Below are 18,823 nucleotides of genomic sequence, written 5' to 3'. Positions count from 1 at the left end.
GGCCTTGCCCACGCCGCCCGGTCCGCCGGCCGGATCGAGCCCCTGGGCCGCGGTCTGGGTCGGGCCTACCGTCGCGGTCACCGCCGGCGCGGGAACGACCACGGTTCGCCGGATCGACAACGCCGTGTCCAATATCTCGGTGGTCTATGACAGCCAGGGCACGCCCGGCACGGTCGACGACCGCTACACCGTCCGTTACGGCCCCGACGGCTATGAGCGCAGCTTCAGCGGCCTCGCGGCGAGCGGCGACGTCTACGGAACCTATCGCGTCGCAACCCAGGTGGTTGGCGGCCAGGGCGAGGCGTTTTATGTCCTGGACATCAGCAACGCCTTCGCCAACAGCCTCGACTACGTGCAGATGGTCTCGTTCGAACGAGACGTCAGCGCCACCCAGGTCCAGCTGGCCTATCTGACGGTGGGGCCGCAGACGCCGCGCGCTTCGATGCCGACCACCGGCACAGCGCGGTTCGAAGGTCAGACGCGTGGGCTGCTCGGGAACACCAACAGTTTGTACGGCACCACCAGCGACATCGAGATGACCGCCAACTTCGCGTCCGGCGCCTTGAGCGGATCGACCTCGAACTTCCGTAATCACAGCCTGAGCGGCAACCCAGCAAATTCCTTGGGCAACGACCCCAGCTTCACCTTCACCGCCTCGATCACCAGCGGCACGGCCAACTTCAGCGGCACGGCCTTCGCGAAGTTCGACGCCCCGTTGGTCCCCGGCAGCGGCGGGCCGGGCCTGAGCGGCACGGTGCAGGGCGGCTTCTTCGGCCCCAACGCCGACGAGGTGGGTCTGAGCTACGACCTGAACATGTCGACTTCCAGCGCCTGGATGCAAGGCGCGGCGGTGATGGGCCGCAAGCCTTGAGGCCCGGCGGCCGGGCGGCCTTCGCCGCCCTGGCCGTCGCGATCATCCTGACGGGCGGGGTCGCCCAGGCGCGCCAGGCGGCCGACGCGCCGTCTCGGCCGTCTGACCCTGTCCAGACCCTGACCGGCGACCAGGCCTTCGCGGCGGCGTTGCAGCTGTACATCCGCTCCGGCGAGCATCAGCAGGCGCTCGACCTGATCGACAGCCGGCCCGACCTGGCCGCGCGGGCCGACGCCGTGCGCCTGCGCGCCCAACTGCTGGCGATGCTCGGCCGTGAGTCCGAGGCGCTGGCCCTGCTCGAGGCGCATCTGACGCGCGACGCCGGCGACGCCTTGGCCCGGTTCCAGCTGGCCGAGCTGCACTTCGCCGCCCGTCGCGACATCTCCGCCGCCCTGGCCTACCGCCTGGCCCTGGCCGGCAAGCTGGACCCCGTGCGGGCCAGGGTCGCTGACGTCCGCCTGGTCGAGATTCAGCAGCGCCGGCGCTGGCGGTTCTGGGCCGGCGCCTCGATTGCGCCCGACAGCAATTTGAACGGCGCCACCAGCGCCACTCGGGTGGAGCTGTTCGGCCTGCCGTTCGAGCTGGACGACAATGCCCGCCGGCGAAGCGGGGTCAGCCTGTCGGCGCAGGGCGGCGTCGAACGCCGCTTCCGCCTTGACGAACGCCTGGCCGTGCGGACGGCCCTGGTCGGGTCTTTCACCAACGCGCCGGGCGCCCAGTTCGACGACGCCTTCGCGTCGCTGCGGGCGGGGCCGGAATGGACCCTGTCGCCGCGCGCTCAGGTGACGTTGCAAGGGACGGCCAACTGGCGCTGGTACGGCGGGGCGCTGTACGAAACCAGCGCCGGCCTGCGGGCCGAGGGCGAGTTGTCGACCCGCAAGAACAACGTCCGCTGGCTGGGCGGGGCACGGGCCGACGCGGTCGACGGCCGGTTCGGCGACGGCCACGACGGGGGGCTCTATGGCCTGGACTTGGCGCGGACCCGCTATTTAGGGCCGACTTCGCTGTGGCGGCTGAGCGGCGCGGCGAACCTGCGCGACGCTCGCTCGTCATTGGAAAGCTACAGCCAGTATCAGCTGGCCGCGGGCCGGCTGTACCCCCTGCCGTTCGCGACCCTGGCCTATGTCGAGCCCTATGTGACGCGGCGGCGGTTCGACGGGGTGTCGGCGGCGTTCGGCGCTCGTCGGGTCGATACTGAGTACGGGGTGTCCGCGCGACTGTCCAAGCGCGACTGGATCTGGCGGGGCGCCTATCCGTTCGTCTCGCTGTCGGCGATGCGCAACGACTCCAGCCTGACGCTGAACAGCTTCACTCGCCGGCGGGTCGAGTTCGGCCTGACGCGCGAGTTCTAGGGGACGTCCCCTTCACGGCGAGCCCATTTCTCGTTCGATCCGCCCCCGGGATCGCGACCAGCGCGGCCCGGGGCGGCGAGGCGCGTCGCCTAGGGTTTGCAGCCCAGCTGGATCCAGCAGCCGAACAGGTTGACCTGGTCAGGGGTCCAGGCGTCGGCCGGGAAGGGCGGCATGTCGCCCGACTGCACCTTGCCGTAGATGGCGCTCGACCACATCACCACGCTGTCATAGTTGCTGAGGTCCAGCCTGCCGCCGGTGACGTTCTTCATGTGGCTGATGTCGGTGCTGTTGAACAGCGGCGCGATGTCGGTGGCGAAGCTGACGCTGGTCGGGCAGCTGAGGGCGGAGTTGAGCAGTTCACGAACATTGGCCATGACGGTCTTCCTTGGGTTGGAGGTTGGGCCTGACGAGAAGAGCCAAGACGCCTGGGCGCCTTGGCTGGAGACGCTATCGCCGGAACACGAGGGCGCGGTTCTTGTTGGGGAGCACCCTCATGCCGCTTGCGGTGATCTCAGGCACGGACTCCGGCGTGCCGACGATGCCGCGGGCCAGGATCACGCTGAAGTCGCCGCCCAGGCTCTGGCCCTGGCTGCCGTGACACCCCATGCACCCGCCCATGTCGTGGCCGATGGTCTGGAAGTAGGTGTTCTTGTGGGTGCCGCCGCCGGGCTCGCCGAACTGCGAGGCGTAGTCGGAATTGGCGCCGGTCCCGCCGACCCCGCCCACCGCGCCGACCAGGCCGCCGCTGAAGATCTGCAGGGGGCGGTTTGTCTCGACCAGGATGTTGGCCAGGTAGTAGCTGGCCGGGTTCTTGTCCGTGGTCGGATCATTGCCCGTGTAGAAGCCGGGCGTGGCCTTGTCGATCGGCGTGTATTGGACGTTGACCAGCTTGTAGAAGGCCCACGGCGACGACCTGATGCCCTTGGCTGTGTTGTAGGCGGCGATCGCCGCGTGGGCGGTCTTGTTGGCGTTGATGATCACCGGGGGGATCGGATTGGCCCGGTAGTTGATGCACACGAAGCCGCCGGTCGGCAGGGCCGTCAGGGTCGAGGTGTTCAGATAGTAGGCCTGGTTCTGCGGCAACACGGACGTGCTCGCGGTGCAGTAGGCGGCGTTGGTCGGGTTCAGGGTGACGTTCGGCGGCACCTGGCTCTGGCTGACCACGCCGGTGTCGTTGAAGGTCAGGGCCGGGGTCACCGGGCAGGGCGCGGTCTGGTCCGAGCGGCAGGGCGGCAGGGCGGCGATCGCGCCGTTCACGTCCTCGACCGGCTTGCCGGCCGCGGTCAGGATGTTGTCGGCCTGCTCGAAGGTCGCATAGATGAAGTACGGGGCCGAGGGCGTCTTCTGGATGATGTGCAGCGACACCAGGCCCCAGACCGCCTCGTTGTAGCAGAGCGTCGATCCCGTGCCCTCGTAGTAGCGCACCTTGGTGGTGTGGAACCGCGAGGCGTCCTCCTTGGCCGGGTTGAGCATCCGCCAGCCGGCCTTGATCTCGATGGTGTTGTTGGGAAGGCTGACATATTGCGTGCCGCCGGGAGGCGGGTCGCCCTGGGTCTTGAAGTAGTTGATCGTGGCCGTGCGCAGGGCCCGCGACGGGCCGTTCACCGCGCCGATCTTCTGGACGTAGTCGAACTCGGCCCGGTTGGCCTTGGCCATGAAGCGGATCAGCTGCGGCGCGCTGTTGTCGGGGGAGGGCGTCGCCACGCCGACCCCGGCGTACATCGCCGCCAGGGTGATCTCGGTCGTCTCGTCCAGATTGACCCAGGCGGCCTGGGCGGGCGGCGCGCCGCCGTTGCAGGCGTTGATCGTCTCGTTATAGAGGTCGGCATAGGTCGGGATCTGATCGTAGGGCTGGGTGGCGCCGGCGGTGAAGATCTCGGCCTTGCCGCGGAAGGTCTGCCAGGTCAGCGGGCGCGTGACGCAGGCGGGATCGCCGAACAGGCAGTCGGCGGCCGGGGTGTCGCGGTCCCCGACCGCGCCGGTCTGGATCTTGGCCGGCCAGTTCAGGGCGATGAATTCCTGCCAGGCGAAGGCGGCGGCCTGATCGAGCGTGGCCGTGGCCGCGCCGCCGCCGGTGGGATTGAGCTCGGTCGGCGGCGTGGAGCTGATGGTGATCGTCGCGCCGGGCGCGGTCGTCTGGAGCGCCTGGGTCGCCTGTTTGGGCGAGCAGGCCGTCAGCAGGCCGCCGGCGAGCAGGGCGCAGCCGGCCGCCGCGACCGTCGCGACGCGGAACAGCGAGATGGGCTTGCGCGGTGAGGGGCTGGTCATCGGCGACGCTCCTATCGGTGAGGGCTTCGAGTGCGGGCATTCGAGCGCGGTCGGCCGAGCCGACGGCGGGACGCGGACGCTACAGGACTCTTGCGAACCACTCTCAATACGAGTAGTCTTGGGATATCGACCTATGAGGGAGTGTTACGGCGAGCCTTGCCGTCGCGCAACCATGGCGTTCGAAAATCTACACTTCACCTAAGGGTTTCTTTGTCGCCCGCCTGGACCGGGCGAGGGCGGCGGCTCCAAGGCGCATCGACGTTCAAGCGCCGTGCGTGGTCCTCGTCCTTCGACAAGCTCAGGATGAGGACCATTGTGGGCTGAAGACCCTAGTGCGGCCCTAGCCGTAGAAATCCTCATCCTGAGCTTGTCGAAGGACGAGGAGAACGCAGGGCGCATACGCCCTACAGCTTGGGCGGGGCCGAGACTTCGGGGCCGGGCGCGGCGACGCGGCGGGCCGAGGTGATCGGCACCGGCGGATCGAGGATCTGGCCCGCCATCACCGGATTGATCGCCTTGCCCGGCGTGGGCAGGGCCAGGATCTTCCGGGCCACGTCCATGCCCTGGACCACGCGGCCGAAGGCGGCGAAGCCCTGATTGTCGCCGGTTCCGGCTGGATCAGCGTCCAGATAGGGGGCGTCGCCGATGCAGATGAAGAAGTCCGAGGTGGCGGTGCCCGGCGCGGTGCGGGCGATCGAGACCACGCCGTCGGTGTGCTTGAGGCCCGTCTGGGTGGTGGGTTCGTGCGCCACCGGCGGCAAGGCCCCGAGGCCTTGCAGCCCGCCCTGGATCAGGCCGTAGTCCGCCGCGCCAGGCGCGCGCGAGGCCCGGAAGAAGGTCGCCTTGTCATAGAGCTTGCCGTCCACATAGCGCAGGAAGTTGGCGGTGGTGAGCGGGGCCTGGGCCATCGCCAGTTCGATCACGATCCGGCCTTGCGGGGTGTCGATGGCGACATGGACCGGCGGGGCGACCTGGGCGGCGGCCGGGAAGGCGGCCAGCAGGCCGGCGCCGATCAGGATCTCGCGGCGAGCGATGAAGCGTTGGGTCATGGGGGACCTTAGGGCGAACCCTCTCCCTCTGGGAGAGGGTTTTTAGACCAGCATCCCGTGGCCGCGCAGCACCACCAGCCGGCCGGCGTTGAAGAACGGCAGGGACAGGGTGACGGCGATCAGGATCTCGAAAGCCAGGCTGCCCAGGTTGAAGCGTCCCCTGGCGTTGTCGGCGGGCGCCCGGTCGACCAGGGCCGAGACGGCGCGGCCCAGGGCGGCGCCCATCCAGGCCATGGCCAGGGCGAAGGCCATGGCGGCCCCGACATGGGACTGATAGCCCAGGAACAGGGCCGTGGCGGCGTGCGACAGGATCAGCAGGCCGCCCAGGGCCCGGCCCTCGGTCCGCGCCCCGCCCGTGGCCCCGGCGTCCTCCACCGCATCGACCGGGTCGGTCTCCAGAGCGGTCAGACCCAGGATCGAATGGGGCCGCACCAGGGACAGGCCGCCCAGCACGCCGCCGATCACGCAGGCGATGATCGCCAGGACAAGCGATAGGCCGTAGCTCGAAATGGTCACGCTGATCTGGTCTCCAACCGCTCGGCTTTCGGCGGTTCAGGCGGGCGCATGGCAGACGGCCTCGACATTGCGGCCGTCTGGATCGAGCACGAAGGCTCCATAGTAGTTGGGGTGATAATGCGGCCGAATTCCCGGCGGTCCATTATCCCTGCCGCCGGCGGCGAGGGCGGCGGCGTAAAAGGCGTCGACCGCCGCGCGGGTCGGGGCCGTGAAGGCCACATGCATGGGGCCGGTCAGGACCTCGTCCTCGCCGATCCAGAAGCTGGGCTTGCCGGCCTGGATGTCGCGGCCGTCGGCGCGCGGGCCGTAGCCGAGAGTCTCCGAGCCGCCGGTGAGTTCCGCGCCGACGCTCATCACCACGTCGATGCCCAAGGGCGCGAAGGCCGCGTCGTAGAAGGCCCTCGACCGGGCAAGGTTCGCGACACGCAGTCCAATATGATCGATCATCAGCGCACCCTGATATGAAACACGACATTGCGGCCGTTCGGGATCGTCTTCATTCGGCTGTTTCTGGCTCCCGATTTCTGTCCGCCGTCTGACCTTGACCCCGCTTCGCCCACAGCAAATAGCCGGGCGGCGTCCTTGACTCCCAACCTCGCCGGTCCTAACTCCTGCCCGGCGTTGGCACTCGATGGGAGCGACTGCTAACAGCGACGCTCCCCGCTTGCCGACGAACCGTAATTCTAACCGTCCCGACGGAGAAGACCCCTATGAAGTTTCGTCCTCTTGGCGACCGCGTCCTGGTGAAGCGTGTCGAAGAAGAAACCAAAACCAAGGGCGGGATCATCATCCCCGACACCGCCAAGGAAAAGCCGCAGGAAGGCGAAGTCGTCGCCGTCGGCCCCGGCGCCCGCAACGACAAGGGCGACGTCGTCGCCCTGGACCTGAAGGCCGGCGACAAGATCCTGTTCGGCAAGTGGTCGGGCAGCGAAGTGAAGGTCGACGGTCAAGACCTGCTGATCATGAAGGAAAGCGACGTCCTGGGCGTGATCGAGGCCTAACCGCCTCTCTCACCTGTTCGACGACTTTCAACACCAGTTTCTCATTTAGAAGGGCTCATACACATGGCCGCTAAAGACGTTTATTTCTCCTCGGACGCGCGCGACAAGATGCTGCGCGGCGTCAACATCCTCGCCAACGCGGTGAAGGTGACCCTGGGCCCCAAGGGCCGCAACGTCGTGATCGAAAAGTCCTTCGGCGCCCCGCGCTCGACCAAGGACGGCGTCTCGGTCGCCAAGGAAATCGAACTGAGCGATCGCTTCGAGAACCTCGGCGCGCAGATGATCCGCGAAGTCGCTTCGAAGACCAATGACAAGGCCGGCGACGGCACCACCACCGCCACCGTCCTGGCCCAGGCCATCGTGCAGGAAGGCCTCAAGTCGGTCGCCGCCGGCATGAACCCGATGGACCTGAAGCGCGGCATCGACAAGGCCGTCACCATCGTCGTCGCCGAGATCAAGGCGTCGTCGAAGAAGGTCACCACCAACACCGAAATCGCTCAGGTCGGCACCATCTCGGCCAACGGCGACAAGGAAGTCGGCGACATGATCGCCAAGGCCATGGACAAGGTCGGCAACGAAGGCGTCATCACCGTCGAAGAAGCCAAGACCGCCGAGACCGAACTCGACGTCGTCGAAGGCATGCAGTTCGACCGCGGCTACCTGTCGCCGTACTTCATCACCAACGCCGACAAGATGGAAGTCCAGCTCGAAGAGCCGCTCATCCTGCTGTTCGAAAAGAAGCTGTCGTCGCTGCAGCCGCTGCTGCCGGTGCTGGAAGCCGTCGTCCAGTCGGGCCGTCCGCTGGTGATCATCGCCGAGGACGTCGAGGGCGAAGCCCTGGCCACCCTGGTGGTCAACAAGCTGCGTGGCGGCCTGCGCGTCGCCGCCGTCAAGGCTCCGGGCTTCGGTGATCGTCGCAAGGCGATGCTGGAAGACCTGGCCATCCTGACCGGCGCTCAAGTCGTGTCGGAAGACCTGGGCATCAAGCTCGAGAACGTGTCGCTCGACATGCTCGGCAAGGCCAAGAAGGTCACCATCACCAAGGACGACACCACCATCGTGGACGGCGTCGGTGAGAAGTCGGCGATCGAAGCCCGCATCTCGCAGATCAAGAAGCAGATCGAAGACACCACGTCGGACTACGACAAGGAAAAGCTGCAAGAACGTCTGGCCAAGCTGGCCGGCGGCGTTGCCGTGATCCGCGTCGGCGGCTCGACCGAAGTCGAAGTGAAGGAAAAGAAGGACCGCGTCGACGACGCCCTCAACGCGACCCGCGCGGCCGCTGACGAAGGCATCGTCCCGGGCGGCGGCGTGGCTCTGCTGAAGGCCTCCAAGGCCCTGGCGAACCTGACCGGCGACAATGACGACCAGACCGCCGGCATCGCGATCGTGCGTCGCGCCCTGCAGGCTCCGATCCGTCAGATCGCCGAGAACGCCGGCGTCGAAGGCTCGATCGTGGTGGGCAAGATCCTCGAGAACACCTCGGCCACCTTCGGCTTCAACGCCCAGACCGAGCAGTATGTCGACCTGATCGCCGACGGCGTCATCGACCCCGCCAAGGTCGTTCGCACCGCTCTGCAGGACGCCGCCTCGGTGGCCGGCCTGCTGATCACCACGGAAGCCGCGATCGTCGAGGCCCCCAAGAAGGGCGGCGGCGCCGGCGGCCCTCCCGGCGGCGGCATGGGCGGCATGGGCGACATGGACTTCTAAAAAGTCCGCGTCAGCTCTGGCTGAACGAAATGAAGGAGGGCGGAGCCGAAAGGCTCCGCCCTTTTTCTTTGGACGAGGTCAGGACCGATTTCGCATGGCCTAAGGTCTTTATTTCTTTTCTTCTGGCCAATGCGCCCGGTTGCGCAGAGGTTGGCCTTAGGGTTCTAGTTACGCCTAAAGGTTGAAGGTGCTCGTCGGGGGACGGTTTTTCAGATGCCACGAAACATCCAAGTCAAAAATCCCGTAGAGCGCTATGGAAGGCAGCGGCGCCTTCTAAAGGTGAAGTAGTTACTCCGAAAATATATCGCCTATCCAGGTTCACGCCTGCATCGTTATTGTATTCGGCAGGATGAGACTGATAGAAAAATTTGGGAGGGGTTTGTTACATGGCCGCCAATCATCTCAAAGCCAAGTCATCACGTGACGCCATCGACACCATGCGCCGGCTTGAGGGCATCGTCGCGTCGGCGATGGACGGCATCATCACCGTCAACGACAAGCAGGAGATCATCCTGTTCAACCCGGCCGCCGAGCGCATGTTCGGCCTTCCCGCCTCGGAGGCGCTTGGCCAGCCGATCGCGCGCTTCATGCCCGAGCGTTTTCGCGGGACGCACGCGGCGCACATTCACCGGTTCGCGGTCACAGGGGTCACCAGCCGCCAGATGGGATCGCTCGGCGCGATCAGCGGCCTGCGCGCCAATGGCCAGGAATTTCCCATCGAGGCGTCGATATCGCAGGTGGAGGTGGGCGGCGAGCGGCTCGCGACCGTCATCCTGCGCGACATCACCGAACGCAAGGCCGCCGAAGACGCCTTGAACGAAAGCCGCAGGCGCATGGAAGGCATCGTGGAGTCGGCGATGGACGCCATGATCACGGTCGATGAGGATCAATGCATCGTCCTGTTCAACCCCGCCGCCGAGCGGATGTTCGAGGTCCTGGCCGTCGACGCGATCGGCGCGCCGATCACGCGGTTCATCCCCGAGCGGTTCCGGGCCGGCCATGACGAACACATCCGACGTTTCAAGGAGACCGGCGTCACGAACCGCCGGATGGGCGCCCTGGGCACGGTCAGCGGCCTGCGCGCCAACGGCGAGGAGTTTCCCGTCGAGGCCTCGATCTCCCAGGTCGAGATCGGCGGCGCCAAGATCGCCACGGTGATCCTGCGCGACATCGCCGAGCGCAAGAACAACGAGGAGGCTCGGCTTCTGCTGGCGCGGGAAGTCGATCACCGGGCCAAGAACGTCCTGGCCGTTGTCCAGGCGCTGGTTTCCCTGACCCAGGCCGCCACCAAGGAAGAGTTCATCGCCGCCGTCCGCGGACGGGTGTCGGCGTTGGGACGGGCCCATTCCCTGCTCGCCGAAAACCGATGGGAAGGCGGCGACATGAGACAGATCGTCGTCGATGAAACCTCCGCCTATCACAAGCCGGGGCAGCTGGAGGTCGTGGGGCCGGTCCTGGTGCTCGGCCCCCATGCGGTGCAGCCGCTGAGCCTGCTCATCCATGAGATGGCCACCAATGCGGTCAAGTACGGCGCCCTCTCGGTCGCCGAGGGACGGGTTCGCGTCGAATGGCGCATCCTGCCGAACCAGGCGTTGGAGCTGCGCTGGAGCGAGCACGGCGGGCCGGTCGTGAACGAGCCCGCCTCGCGCGGCTTTGGCTCGACCCTGGTCCGCGAGGTCGCCACGCGACAGCTGGCCGGCTTGCTCGACATCGCCTGGCCCGTAGACGGCGTAAGGCTGGTCGCAACGCTGCCGTCCTCGGTCTATCGGCCGGAGCCGCATCACGCGTCGCCCAGCGCCAAGGAGGACGAACTCAGGCAGGCGACCGGCCGCGCGGCTGGCCGCCTGCTCGTCGTCGAAGACGAGGCGCTGATCGCGATGGCCCTCTGCAACGACCTTGCCAAGCTGGGCTGGGAGATTCTCGGTCCCGCCTCGACGATCGAAGAGGCCCTGGGGCTGATCGAGGGCGCGCTCCCGCCGGCCGCCGCGGTCCTGGACGTCAATCTCCGCGGCCAGGCGGTCTACCCCGTGGCCGAACGGCTTCAGGCGCTGGGCGTGCCCTTCGTCTTCTGCACCGGCTACCAGCAACTGGACGATCACCGAGGCTTCTTCTCGTCTCCGATCGTCCGCAAGCCGGTGAATGTCGAAATACTGGATCAGGAGCTTCGACGGCTCGGCTGCGCGGCCTGACCCGCTGCTGACACCGTGGGTCTGGAGCGCGAAGCTTCCGCTCAAAACATCCCCGGTTGTGGATAACCGATCACAGCCGCGTTAACCCATGCAGCGAAAATACGGCCAAGCCCGTTCCAGATTCCGCGAACGCACGCACGTTTCCTGGAGGGCTGGGCATGGCGCGTCACGAAATCCATCAGTTCCGCGACCGGCGGCCACCGCGCCCGGTCTTCATCGTCCTGGGTCTTGGCCTGTGGCTGGTCCTGGGCGTCATCAGCCAGGCGGCGTTCCAGGTCCTGGGCTGAGAGCGAGGTCTAGGGCCGATATACGCGCTTTGCGGGTATATCGGCCTATGGTCCATTTTAGATTGCGGGTCTATTCTGCCGGTGAGGCGCGCTTGGCGTGTCCGCAGGGAGAAAACGCGATGCGTGACAAGCCCTCTCGTCGTTCGCCGCAACGTGTGGCGGCGATCAATATGATCCTGGTCGACGTGGCCCTGTGGCTGCTGCTGGGCGTCGCCGCCGTGCTCGTCGTCCGTCTGATCGGTTGAACGGTCCGCGGGCGTCGACCAGCGCTTGAGCGCCGGCCGCAAATCGCTAAACAGGCGGCATGTTCCGCCAGCGCCCCGACGCCGATCTGATCGTTCAAGGCTGGGTGGTCGGCGTGATGGTCGAGATCGCGGGCGAACGCCTGCCGGTCCGCCACTACTTCGCCGTCGGCAAGCCCGACCGCGCGCAGGCCGAATGGGCCGCCGTCGACCTGGCCATGCAGACCGGACCCGTCGCCTCCAGCCCGTCGGCCGGCCGCGAACCCGTCGAGGCCCTGCGCGAGGTCGTGGCGTTCAAGATGCGCGAGCTGGGCCTGAAGCCCGGCGAGGCGCGGGCCTTGGGGGACAAGTTTCCCAGGCGATGGCTGCCGGCTTAGGGTCTCGTCCATCACACACGGCTGTCATCCCGGACAAGGCCCGAAGGGCCGCCGATCCGGGACCGCCGGAAGCGCTGAGTTTAGGCCCCGGTCCCGGATTTTCGCGCTGCGCGCTCGTCCGGGATGACAACCGTTTCGGGTTGGAAGAGGTGGCTTCCCTTCCACCCCTTCCCAAGCCATCCTCCGCCCAAACAAGCGTTGGAGGGGATGTCGGATGTCACGCAAGCTGTGGGCCGCCTTGGGTCTGATCGCCGGTCTGGGCCTGAGCGCCAGCGCCTGTTCGCAACCGGCGCCGCCCGGTCCGGCCAAGCCGAACGACTACGCCCAGGACGACAACTGGCTGTGCCGACCCGGGCGGGCGGACGCCTGCGCCGCCGACCAGTCCGCCACCGTGGTCCAGGCGAACGGCGCGACCAGCCTGGAGACCTTCAAGGCCGATCCGAACGCGCCGATCGATTGCTTCTACGTCTATCCCACCGTGTCGTCCGACCCGGGCGGCAACAGCGACATGACGCCGGACCTGCCGGAAAAGGCCGTGGCCGACCAGCAGTTCGCGCGCTTCGGCCAGGTCTGCAAGCTGTACGCCCCCAGCTACCGCCAGGTGACCATCGCGGCCCTGCGCAAGATGATGATGGGGCAGGCGGCCGCCGGCGACGGCGAGTTGGCCTATGCCGACGTGCGCGACGCGTGGAAGGACTATCTGGCCCGCGACAACAAGGGACGCGGCGTGGTGCTGATCGGCCACTCGCAGGGCTCGCGCATCCTGCTGCGGCTGATCAAGGAGGAGATCGACGGCAAGCCGGTGCAGAAGCAGATCGTCTCGGCTCTGATCCTGGGGATGAACACGCCCGTCGATCCGGCCAAGGACAGCTACGGCTCGCTGCCCCTGTGCCGCAAGGTCGGCCAGACCGGCTGCGTGATCAGTTACGTCTCGTTCCGCGCCGACGTCCCGCCGCCGGCCGCCAGCAAGTTCTTCGGCAAGGTCGCCGAGCCCGGCCTGAAGGCCGCCTGCGTCAATCCGGCGGCCTTGAGCGGCGGCTCCGCGCCGCTGCGCAGCTATTTCAGCGACCGCACGATCATGGGCACGGCCATGCGCCCGGCCACGGTCTGGACCAGGGACGCGACGGTGGCCACGCCCTTCATCCAGCTGCCCGGCCTGGTCTCGGCCGAATGCGTCAGCCAGGACGGCTTCGACTATCTGGCCGTGACCGTTCATCCCGACAAGGCCGACCCCCGCGCCGACAACATCCCCGGCGACCTGCTGGTGCTGGGCCAGCCGCTGAAGGACTGGGGCCTGCACCTGGTCGACGTGAACCTGACGATGGGCGATCTGGTGTCGGTGGTTGGGGAACAGTCGAAGGCTTACGCGGCGGCGAAGTAGGGCGGTGGCTCACCCACTTGCCCCCACCTGACCGCTACGCGGTCTGTCCGCCCCCGTAGGGGGCGGAGCCTCGCGCTTGGAGCCGGCGGCGCGGCTCTTCCCCCTCCGGGGGAAGACGACCGCGAAGCGGTCCGTAGGGGGCAAGTGATCGGTGCATGATCACTTGCCCCTCTCGCTACTTCGTCACGCTCTTGAACACCGTCAGGCCCAGGACGAAGAAGATGATGCAGCCGATCAGGAACAGGAAGAACAGGATCTTGGCGATGCCCGCCGCCGCGCCGGCGATGCCGCCGAAGCCCAAGGCGCCGGCGATCAGGGCGATGACCGCCAGGATGATGGCCCATTTCAACATGGTCGTTTCCTCGAAAGCATTAGCCCGCCCGTCGCGAGCTTGGATCACGCAAACGCGGCCTTGAGGCGCACTGTTCCCTTCGGTGAGCCCGTTCTGCGCCTTGTGTTCGCCGCCCTGGCTCGGTAACCCAATGACATGGCGTCCAAGCCCGAAAGCCCGACCGAACCGTTCAAGCGCGCCCTGGCCCACGCGGCGCGGTCGCTCGCCGAGACCCCCGATCTGGAGGTGGTGTTCTCGGGCGAGGGTCCCAGTCTGGTCGGCAACCGGGCGGTGCTGCCCCATCCCCCGCGCGACCTGAACCCCAAGGAGGCCGCCCGCATCCGCGGCCTGGCCGACCAGATGGCCCTGCGCCTGGCCCACCACGACGCCGCCAAGCACGCCCGGGCCCGGCCCAGCTCGCCCGACGGCCAGGCCGCCTTCGAGGCCATCGAACAGGCCCGGCTGGAAGCCATCGGCGCCAACGCCCTGGGCGGGGTGCGCGCCAATCTCACCGCCGCCCTGGAGGCTCGCCTCGAAAAACAGGGCCTGACCCGCGCCGTGGCCACCGACCGCCAGTCCGCGCCCATGGCCGAGATCCTGTCGCTGCTGGTGCGCGAGCGTCTGACCGGCGACGCCCCGCCCGAGGGCGCCAAAGCCCTGGTCGACATCCTGCGCGCCGATATCGAAAACCGGGCCGGCAAGGATCTGGACCGTCTGGCCGCCGCCATCGACGACCAGGCCGCCTTCGCCAAGGTCACCCGCGAGATCCTGCGCGACCTGGACCTGGGCGAGGACATGTCCGACGCCACCGAGCAGTCCGACGAGGACGAGGGCGACGAGGACCAGAACACCGAGGCCTCGGAGGACGATTCCGGCGAAGGCGAGGGCGAGCAGTCCGACGGCGCCTCGCCCGAGCAGGCCGAGACCTCGGACCGCGAGTCCGAGGCCGGCGACGAGGAGATGGTCCAGTCCGAGCAGGACGGCGATCCCGAGGAGACCGAGGAAGCCCCGGAGATGGGCGACGGCGCCAAGCCGGCCCGTCCCGATCCCAGCTGGGGCGGCGCCAACGAGCCGCTCTACAAGGTGTTCACCACCGCCTTCGACGAGGTGGTGCCGGCCGAGGACCTGTGCGACGCCGACGAGCTGACCCGCCTGCGCGCCTATCTGGACCAGCAGCTGGCGGCCTTCTCCAGCGTGGTCTCGCGCCTGGCCAACAAGCTGCAGCGCCGCCTGCTGGCCCAGCAGAACCGCGCCTGGACCTTCGACCTGGAGGAGGGGATGCTGGACGTCGCCCGCCTGACCCGGGTGATCATCGACCCCACCGCTCCCCTGTCGTTCAAGCAGGAGGAGGACGTGGAGTTCCGCGACACCGTCGTGACCCTGCTGATCGACAATTCCGGCTCGATGCGGGGCCGGCCGATCATGGTCGCCGCCGTCTGCGCCGACATCCTGGCCCGCACCCTGGAGCGCTGCGCGGTCAAGGTCGAGGTGCTGGGCTTCACCACCCGCGCCTGGAAGGGCGGCTCCAGCCGCGACGAGTGGATCAAGGCCGGCAAGCCGCCCGCCCCCGGCCGCCTGAACGACCTGCGCCACATCATCTACAAGAGCGCCGACGCCCCGTGGCGGCGGGCCCGCAAGAACCTGGGCCTGATGATGCGCGAGGGGCTGCTGAAGGAGAACATCGACGGCGAGGCCCTGATGTGGGCGCACCAGCGCCTGGTCGGCCGGCCCGAAGCCCGCCGCATTCTGATGGTGATCTCGGACGGCGCGCCGGTGGACGACTCCACCCTCAGCGTCAATTCGGGCCACTATCTGGAGCGCCACTTGCGTCAGGTCATCGCCGAGATCGAGACCAAGAGCCCGGTCGAGCTGATCGCCGTCGGCATCGGCCACGACGTGACGCGCTACTACCGCCGGGCGGTGACCATCGTCGACGTCGAGCAACTGGGCGGCGCCCTGGTCGACCAGCTGGCCGGCCTGTTCGACGAGGAGCCCAAGGCGGTCAAGCGGGCGAGGGGGCTTCTGGCCGCCCCGCCGACCGTGCAGCCCCAGGCGGCCAAACCCGCCCGCAAGGTTCCCGCGTGATCGGACTGCGCGGCTTTCTCGTTCTGGGTCTGGCCTCGGTGGTGGTCAGCCAGTGCGCCAAGGCTCCGCAACCGGCCGTCCTGCCGCTGGCCCCGGTCAAGGCCGGGCCCGAGATCAGCCTGGTCACCACGCCCGTGCCGCTCAGCGCGGCCAATCCGCCGCCCGCGAACCTGGCTTCAGGCGCGATCGGCCGTTTCGTCTATGCCGGCGGCGTGGCGATCAGCAGTCCCGACACCCAGCGCCTGCACGGCCTGTCGGACCTGAAGTTCGGCCCCGACGGCGCCCTGGTCTCGATCAGCGACAGCGGCGACCTGTTCGAGGCCAGGCTGAAGCTGGACGAAGCCGGCCGCCTGGTCGGCCTGACCGACGGCAAGCTGCAGGCGCTGAAAGGCCCGGACGGCCAGCCGCTGCAGGGCAAGGAGAAGGGCGACGCCGAGGGCCTGGCCTTCCTGGCCAACGGCGACCGCCTGGTCAGCTTCGAGCGCGATCACCGCATCTGGCTGTATCCACGCCGCCCGGACGGGACCTACGGCCCGCCGCGCGCGGTCAACAAGCCGGCCACGTCCTTCCCCGACAACGAGGGCATGGAGGCCCTGACCGCCTATCCGATCGCCGGCCCGGACGCCTATCTGGTGGGCGGCGAGGAGGGCGAGGTGTGGCTGTGCAGGCTGTCGGTCCCGTGCGTGGGCCTGGCGCCGCAGTCGCCGCCCGACTTCACCTGGGGCCTGACCAGCTTCGCCGCCTTCGAAGGCCAGTCGGTGGCGGCCCTCTATCGCGCCTATGACCCGATCCGCGGCTGGCGCGGCCAGGTGCGGTTCGTGATCGATCCCCGCGCCCCGGCCGCCCGGCAGTACCTGGCCGCCACCGTGACCCTGGACGGCGCCGTGAGCCGCGACAATTTCGAGGGGATCGCCCTGAGCAAGTCGCCCTCGGGGACGACGCGGATCTACATCCTGTCGGACGACAACGACGCCCCGCAGGAACGGACGTTGCTGATGGCCTTCGACTGGACCGCGCCCCCGCCGCCGCCGCCCGCGCCGCCGAAGAAGCCTGCGCGACGTCGCTAGATCACTTTTAGCGCCGTCATCGTGGGCGCAAGGCCCGGGATGACGGTCGCGGGGTGATTGCCTAAGGCCTGCCCAGCATTGCCTCACACACGGGCGAATTGTCTCGCTGAAGGGTAGTTTCTTTTGAAACTCAATATTTTACTCGAAATGACAACGTTGTCATGTTACCGCTACCTTTGATGGATTGAGCGGGCGAGATCCCAACGGCCATCAGAGGAACGCGTCGGGAGGTGGTTGAACCCCAACCCCCTTTCGGAAGTATCATCATGAAGACTCTGTTTGTTCTGGCCGCTTCGGCCCTCGCCCTGACCACCGCTTCGTCGGCCTTCGCCGGCGAGCAGCACGTCAAGGTCCGCGGCCGCACCGACGCCGCCATCCATGCCGACATCGTCTCGGCCGCCTCGTCGATCTGCCGCGAAGACCTGGGCGGCCCCAGCGACAACCTCTACGCCTACTGCGTCCGCGAAGTGACCCGCAACGCCGTCCAGAAGGTCGGCAGCCTCAGCCTGAAGGTCTATGACCGCCAAGCCTTCCGCTCGGGCGAGCTGATGAAGATCAGCTACTAGAGGCCGACCAAGGCGGCGGGATTCATCGCGCCGCCTGATTTTCTCCCGTCTCCCCGGCGAAGGCCGGGGTCCAGGTGAAGCCGAGAGCTGCTCTGGGTGACTCTGGGTCCCGGCCTTCGCCGGGAGGACGGGGAAGGTACGTTTCCAGCCGCGCCGACCGCCCTTTTTTCGGGACAACCGGCGTCAACTTTTTTCGCCACCGCACTGCAACATAACCGTTGATAAGTGACATGTGACAAGTTAGAGCTTCAGTGACGGCGGCAGAGCGGGCGAGATCCTGGACCAGCCGCTGAGGGGAAACGCATTCCGGACGGGTTGAAAATCAACGCTGTCCTGGAATCCGTCCCATGATCCGCACCATCGTTCTGGCCGCCTCGGCCGCCGCCCTGTTCGCCGCCGCTCCCGCCGGCGCCACCGAAATCCGCATCAAGACCGCCGGCAAGGCCCCGGCCGAGCTGCGCGCCGAAATCGTCAAGGCCGCCTCGACCGTCTGCTGGCAGAACGTCCGTGGCGAAACCCTGGCCACCTACCTCTACCCCTCGTGCGTCCGCGCTTCGGTCAACGACGCCGTCGGCAAGCTGAACAACCCGGACCTGGTCGCGTACAACAACGCCAACCCGGCCGTCTTCTCGCGCTAAGGCCTAGTTTGAGGGGGCGGCGTACCGGCCCTCTCCGCCTTGGTCGTGAGCAGGAAAGCCCTCCCCGGCGACGGGGAGGGCTTTTTCGTGGGCGGGCCTGGTTTGCGGCCAAGGCCCCAGGGTTCAGGCGCCGCGCAGATAGATCGTCTTGCTGGGACCGCGCAGCAACAGGCCGACCAGCACGCCCACCGTGGCGGCGATGCCCACGGCCACGGCCGGCCGCAGCTGGACATAGGCCTCGAGTTCGTCGTAGCGGCGTTCCAGTTGTTCGCGGGTGCGGCCCAGGGCGTCCTGGACCTTCTCCCGCGTGTCGCCGAGGGTCTCGGTGGCGGCGCTCTTGAGGTCACCGTAGGCGTCCTGGGCGGAGCTCGCCGCGGATCGCAGCTTCGCCTCGGCGGCGCCGTTGACGGGCGGGGCGGATGTCGGGAAGTCGGTCAAGGTGAGATCCTGAGGGGTCATGGGTTTTCCAGCAAGGGTGGCCGCGCCTCCGAAAACCTTCCGGAGGCGCGCGCCGACTAGTATTCGCGCGGCGTGGCGCCCAGGCCCGAGGGCGACTGGGTGCGGCGGCGCTCTTCATCGTCGATCAGCGGATCGCGCTCGGCGTCGGCGAACGAGCGATCCTCGGCGCCGTACAGGGTGCGCTCACGGCGGACCTGTTCGGCGGTGTAGGGGCTGGCGTCCTGGTCGAACCGCGACCAGCCTTCGCTGCGATAGGCCTCGCCCCGCGTGCGGGCGTCGATCCCGCGGCGGCCGTTGAGGATCTGCTCGATCCGGGCCGCGTCGTCGTCATCGGCCTTGACGCTGACCAGGGCGCCGCCGCGACGGACGCCTTCGGAATAGACGTTGGCCTCTTCTTCGGTGTGGCCGGCGTCCTTCAGGGCGCCCAGCAGGCC

General features: G+C 67.8%; 20 protein-coding genes and 2 pseudogenes. 13 read left to right on the top strand and 9 right to left on the bottom strand.

The genetic code is table 11. The features are described from left to right. Both WAL33_RS08310 and WAL33_RS08305 read left to right on the top strand, forming a co-directional pair. The coding region (locus WAL33_RS08310; RefSeq protein ID WP_422180320.1) for a transferrin-binding protein-like solute binding protein at positions 1-871 on the top strand (871 nt) is incomplete at its 5' end. Then, positions 868-2,223, top strand: a complete 1,356-nt coding sequence (locus WAL33_RS08305; RefSeq protein WP_422180318.1) for a surface lipoprotein assembly modifier — start codon at positions 868-870, stop codon at positions 2,221-2,223. The genes WAL33_RS08310 and WAL33_RS08305, both read left to right, overlap by 4 nt. An 89-nt stretch (positions 2,224-2,312) precedes the next feature. On the opposite strand, the gene WAL33_RS08300 is transcribed toward WAL33_RS08305, so the two are convergent. From WAL33_RS08300 to WAL33_RS08275, 6 genes and pseudogenes are all read right to left on the bottom strand, one after another. After that, on the bottom strand, positions 2,313-2,597 hold the full coding sequence (locus WAL33_RS08300) for a hypothetical protein (protein ID WP_422180316.1): 285 nt from the start codon (positions 2,595-2,597) through the stop codon (positions 2,313-2,315). 73 nt (positions 2,598-2,670) lie between these two features. After that, positions 2,671-4,491, bottom strand: coding sequence for a hypothetical protein (locus tag WAL33_RS08295; protein WP_422180314.1), 1,821 nt, complete (start codon positions 4,489-4,491; stop codon positions 2,671-2,673). Positions 4,492-4,770: 279 nt separating this feature from the next. After that, a pseudogene (locus tag WAL33_RS08290) lies at positions 4,771-4,876 on the bottom strand (hypothetical protein); the annotation flags it as partial. A 19-nt stretch (positions 4,877-4,895) separates the two neighbouring features. Then, the gene (locus WAL33_RS08285; protein WP_422180312.1) at positions 4,896-5,540 is read right to left on the bottom strand and encodes a peptidylprolyl isomerase; all 645 of its coding nucleotides are present in this window, start codon (positions 5,538-5,540) and stop codon (positions 4,896-4,898) included. Positions 5,541-5,582: 42 nt separating this feature from the next. After that, positions 5,583-6,050, bottom strand: a complete 468-nt coding sequence (locus tag WAL33_RS08280; RefSeq protein WP_422180322.1) for a DUF4345 family protein — start codon at positions 6,048-6,050, stop codon at positions 5,583-5,585. A 42-nt stretch (positions 6,051-6,092) separates the two neighbouring features. After that, on the bottom strand, positions 6,093-6,503 hold the full coding sequence (locus tag WAL33_RS08275) for a VOC family protein (RefSeq protein ID WP_422180310.1): 411 nt from the start codon (positions 6,501-6,503) through the stop codon (positions 6,093-6,095). 263 nt (positions 6,504-6,766) lie between these two features. Between WAL33_RS08275 and groES the strand changes: the two genes are divergently transcribed. The 7 genes from groES to WAL33_RS08240 all read left to right on the top strand — a co-directional run bounded on the left by groES (position 6,767) and on the right by WAL33_RS08240 (position 13,243). After that, positions 6,767-7,057, top strand: a complete 291-nt coding sequence (gene groES, locus WAL33_RS08270; RefSeq protein ID WP_165190480.1) for a co-chaperone GroES — start codon at positions 6,767-6,769, stop codon at positions 7,055-7,057. Positions 7,058-7,120: 63 nt separating this feature from the next. Further along, positions 7,121-8,767 (top strand): chaperonin GroEL, encoded by a 1,647-nt coding sequence (gene groL / locus WAL33_RS08265; protein WP_422180308.1) that lies wholly within the window; start codon positions 7,121-7,123, stop codon positions 8,765-8,767. A gap of 386 nt (positions 8,768-9,153) precedes the next feature. Then, a complete protein-coding gene (locus tag WAL33_RS08260) occupies positions 9,154-10,956 on the top strand; it encodes a PAS domain S-box protein (protein WP_422180306.1) in 1,803 nt (600 codons plus the stop codon). Positions 10,957-11,114: 158 nt separating this feature from the next. Further along, entirely contained in the window at positions 11,115-11,243 is a 129-nt protein-coding gene (locus WAL33_RS08255; RefSeq protein WP_422180304.1) for a hypothetical protein, read from the top strand. A 119-nt stretch (positions 11,244-11,362) separates the two neighbouring features. Further along, on the top strand, positions 11,363-11,488 hold the full coding sequence (locus tag WAL33_RS08250; RefSeq protein ID WP_422180302.1) for a hypothetical protein: 126 nt from the start codon (positions 11,363-11,365) through the stop codon (positions 11,486-11,488). A 59-nt stretch (positions 11,489-11,547) separates the two neighbouring features. Then, positions 11,548-11,862: a hypothetical protein gene (locus WAL33_RS08245; RefSeq protein ID WP_422180300.1), complete on the top strand. Its 315-nt coding sequence runs from the start codon at positions 11,548-11,550 to the stop codon at positions 11,860-11,862. Between the two features lie 214 nt (positions 11,863-12,076). After that, positions 12,077-13,243, top strand: a complete 1,167-nt coding sequence (locus tag WAL33_RS08240; protein WP_422180298.1) for a DUF3089 domain-containing protein — start codon at positions 12,077-12,079, stop codon at positions 13,241-13,243. Between the two features lie 175 nt (positions 13,244-13,418). Here WAL33_RS08240 and WAL33_RS08235 read toward each other — a convergent pair whose 3' ends face one another. Beyond that, positions 13,419-13,595, bottom strand: a complete 177-nt coding sequence (locus WAL33_RS08235) for a DUF1328 family protein (RefSeq protein WP_422180296.1) — start codon at positions 13,593-13,595, stop codon at positions 13,419-13,421. A gap of 135 nt (positions 13,596-13,730) precedes the next feature. Here WAL33_RS08235 and cobT point away from each other — a divergent pair, with 135 nt between their 5' ends. The 4 genes from cobT (at position 13,731) to WAL33_RS08215 (ending at position 17,930) form a co-directional block, all read left to right on the top strand. Then, on the top strand, positions 13,731-15,659 hold the full coding sequence (gene cobT / locus WAL33_RS08230) for a cobaltochelatase subunit CobT (RefSeq protein WP_422180294.1): 1,929 nt from the start codon (positions 13,731-13,733) through the stop codon (positions 15,657-15,659). Then, entirely contained in the window at positions 15,656-16,726 is a 1,071-nt protein-coding gene (locus WAL33_RS08225; protein ID WP_422180292.1) for an esterase-like activity of phytase family protein, read from the top strand. The genes cobT and WAL33_RS08225 overlap by 4 nt, the downstream gene beginning before the upstream one ends. A gap of 266 nt (positions 16,727-16,992) precedes the next feature. After that, complete coding sequence (locus tag WAL33_RS08220; protein WP_422180290.1) at positions 16,993-17,292, top strand: hypothetical protein; 300 nt, start codon at positions 16,993-16,995, stop codon at positions 17,290-17,292. A 347-nt stretch (positions 17,293-17,639) separates the two neighbouring features. After that, positions 17,640-17,930, top strand: coding sequence for a hypothetical protein (locus WAL33_RS08215; protein WP_422180288.1), 291 nt, complete (start codon positions 17,640-17,642; stop codon positions 17,928-17,930). 123 nt (positions 17,931-18,053) lie between these two features. Here the strand turns inward: WAL33_RS08215 and WAL33_RS08210 are convergent, their stop codons facing one another. Further along, positions 18,054-18,389 (bottom strand): DUF883 family protein, encoded by a 336-nt coding sequence (locus WAL33_RS08210; protein ID WP_422180286.1) that lies wholly within the window; start codon positions 18,387-18,389, stop codon positions 18,054-18,056. Between the two features lie 56 nt (positions 18,390-18,445). Next, positions 18,446-18,823: pseudogene (locus WAL33_RS08205) on the bottom strand (hypothetical protein); the annotation flags it as partial.

The organism is Caulobacter sp., assembly GCF_049283275.1.
Taxonomy (GTDB): Bacteria; Pseudomonadota; Alphaproteobacteria; order Caulobacterales; family Caulobacteraceae; genus Caulobacter.
This window is presented reverse-complemented; position numbering and strand designations above follow the sequence as displayed.

What these genes read in the sequence shown, in the direction of transcription:
- WAL33_RS08300 (WP_422180316.1), bottom strand. Translation starts at nt 2,597, where the DNA reads ATGGCCAATGTTCGTGAACTGCTCAACTCCGCCCTCAGCTGCCCGACC.
- WAL33_RS08295 (WP_422180314.1), bottom strand. Translation starts at nt 4,491, where the DNA reads ATGACCAGCCCCTCACCGCGCAAGCCCATCTCGCTGTTCCGCGTCGCG.
- WAL33_RS08285 (WP_422180312.1), bottom strand. Translation starts at nt 5,540, where the DNA reads ATGACCCAACGCTTCATCGCTCGCCGCGAGATCCTGATCGGCGCCGGC.
- WAL33_RS08275 (WP_422180310.1), bottom strand. Translation starts at nt 6,503, where the DNA reads ATGATCGATCATATTGGACTGCGTGTCGCGAACCTTGCCCGGTCGAGG.
- groES (WP_165190480.1), top strand. Translation starts at nt 6,767, where the DNA reads ATGAAGTTTCGTCCTCTTGGCGACCGCGTCCTGGTGAAGCGTGTCGAA.
- groL (WP_422180308.1), top strand. Translation starts at nt 7,121, where the DNA reads ATGGCCGCTAAAGACGTTTATTTCTCCTCGGACGCGCGCGACAAGATG.
- WAL33_RS08260 (WP_422180306.1), top strand. Translation starts at nt 9,154, where the DNA reads ATGGCCGCCAATCATCTCAAAGCCAAGTCATCACGTGACGCCATCGAC.
- WAL33_RS08255 (WP_422180304.1), top strand. Translation starts at nt 11,115, where the DNA reads ATGGCGCGTCACGAAATCCATCAGTTCCGCGACCGGCGGCCACCGCGC.
- WAL33_RS08250 (WP_422180302.1), top strand. Translation starts at nt 11,363, where the DNA reads ATGCGTGACAAGCCCTCTCGTCGTTCGCCGCAACGTGTGGCGGCGATC.
- WAL33_RS08245 (WP_422180300.1), top strand. Translation starts at nt 11,548, where the DNA reads ATGTTCCGCCAGCGCCCCGACGCCGATCTGATCGTTCAAGGCTGGGTG.
- WAL33_RS08240 (WP_422180298.1), top strand. Translation starts at nt 12,077, where the DNA reads ATGTCACGCAAGCTGTGGGCCGCCTTGGGTCTGATCGCCGGTCTGGGC.
- WAL33_RS08235 (WP_422180296.1), bottom strand. Translation starts at nt 13,595, where the DNA reads ATGTTGAAATGGGCCATCATCCTGGCGGTCATCGCCCTGATCGCCGGC.
- cobT (WP_422180294.1), top strand. Translation starts at nt 13,731, where the DNA reads ATGGCGTCCAAGCCCGAAAGCCCGACCGAACCGTTCAAGCGCGCCCTG.
- WAL33_RS08220 (WP_422180290.1), top strand. Translation starts at nt 16,993, where the DNA reads ATGAAGACTCTGTTTGTTCTGGCCGCTTCGGCCCTCGCCCTGACCACC.
- WAL33_RS08215 (WP_422180288.1), top strand. Translation starts at nt 17,640, where the DNA reads ATGATCCGCACCATCGTTCTGGCCGCCTCGGCCGCCGCCCTGTTCGCC.
- WAL33_RS08210 (WP_422180286.1), bottom strand. Translation starts at nt 18,389, where the DNA reads ATGACCCCTCAGGATCTCACCTTGACCGACTTCCCGACATCCGCCCCG.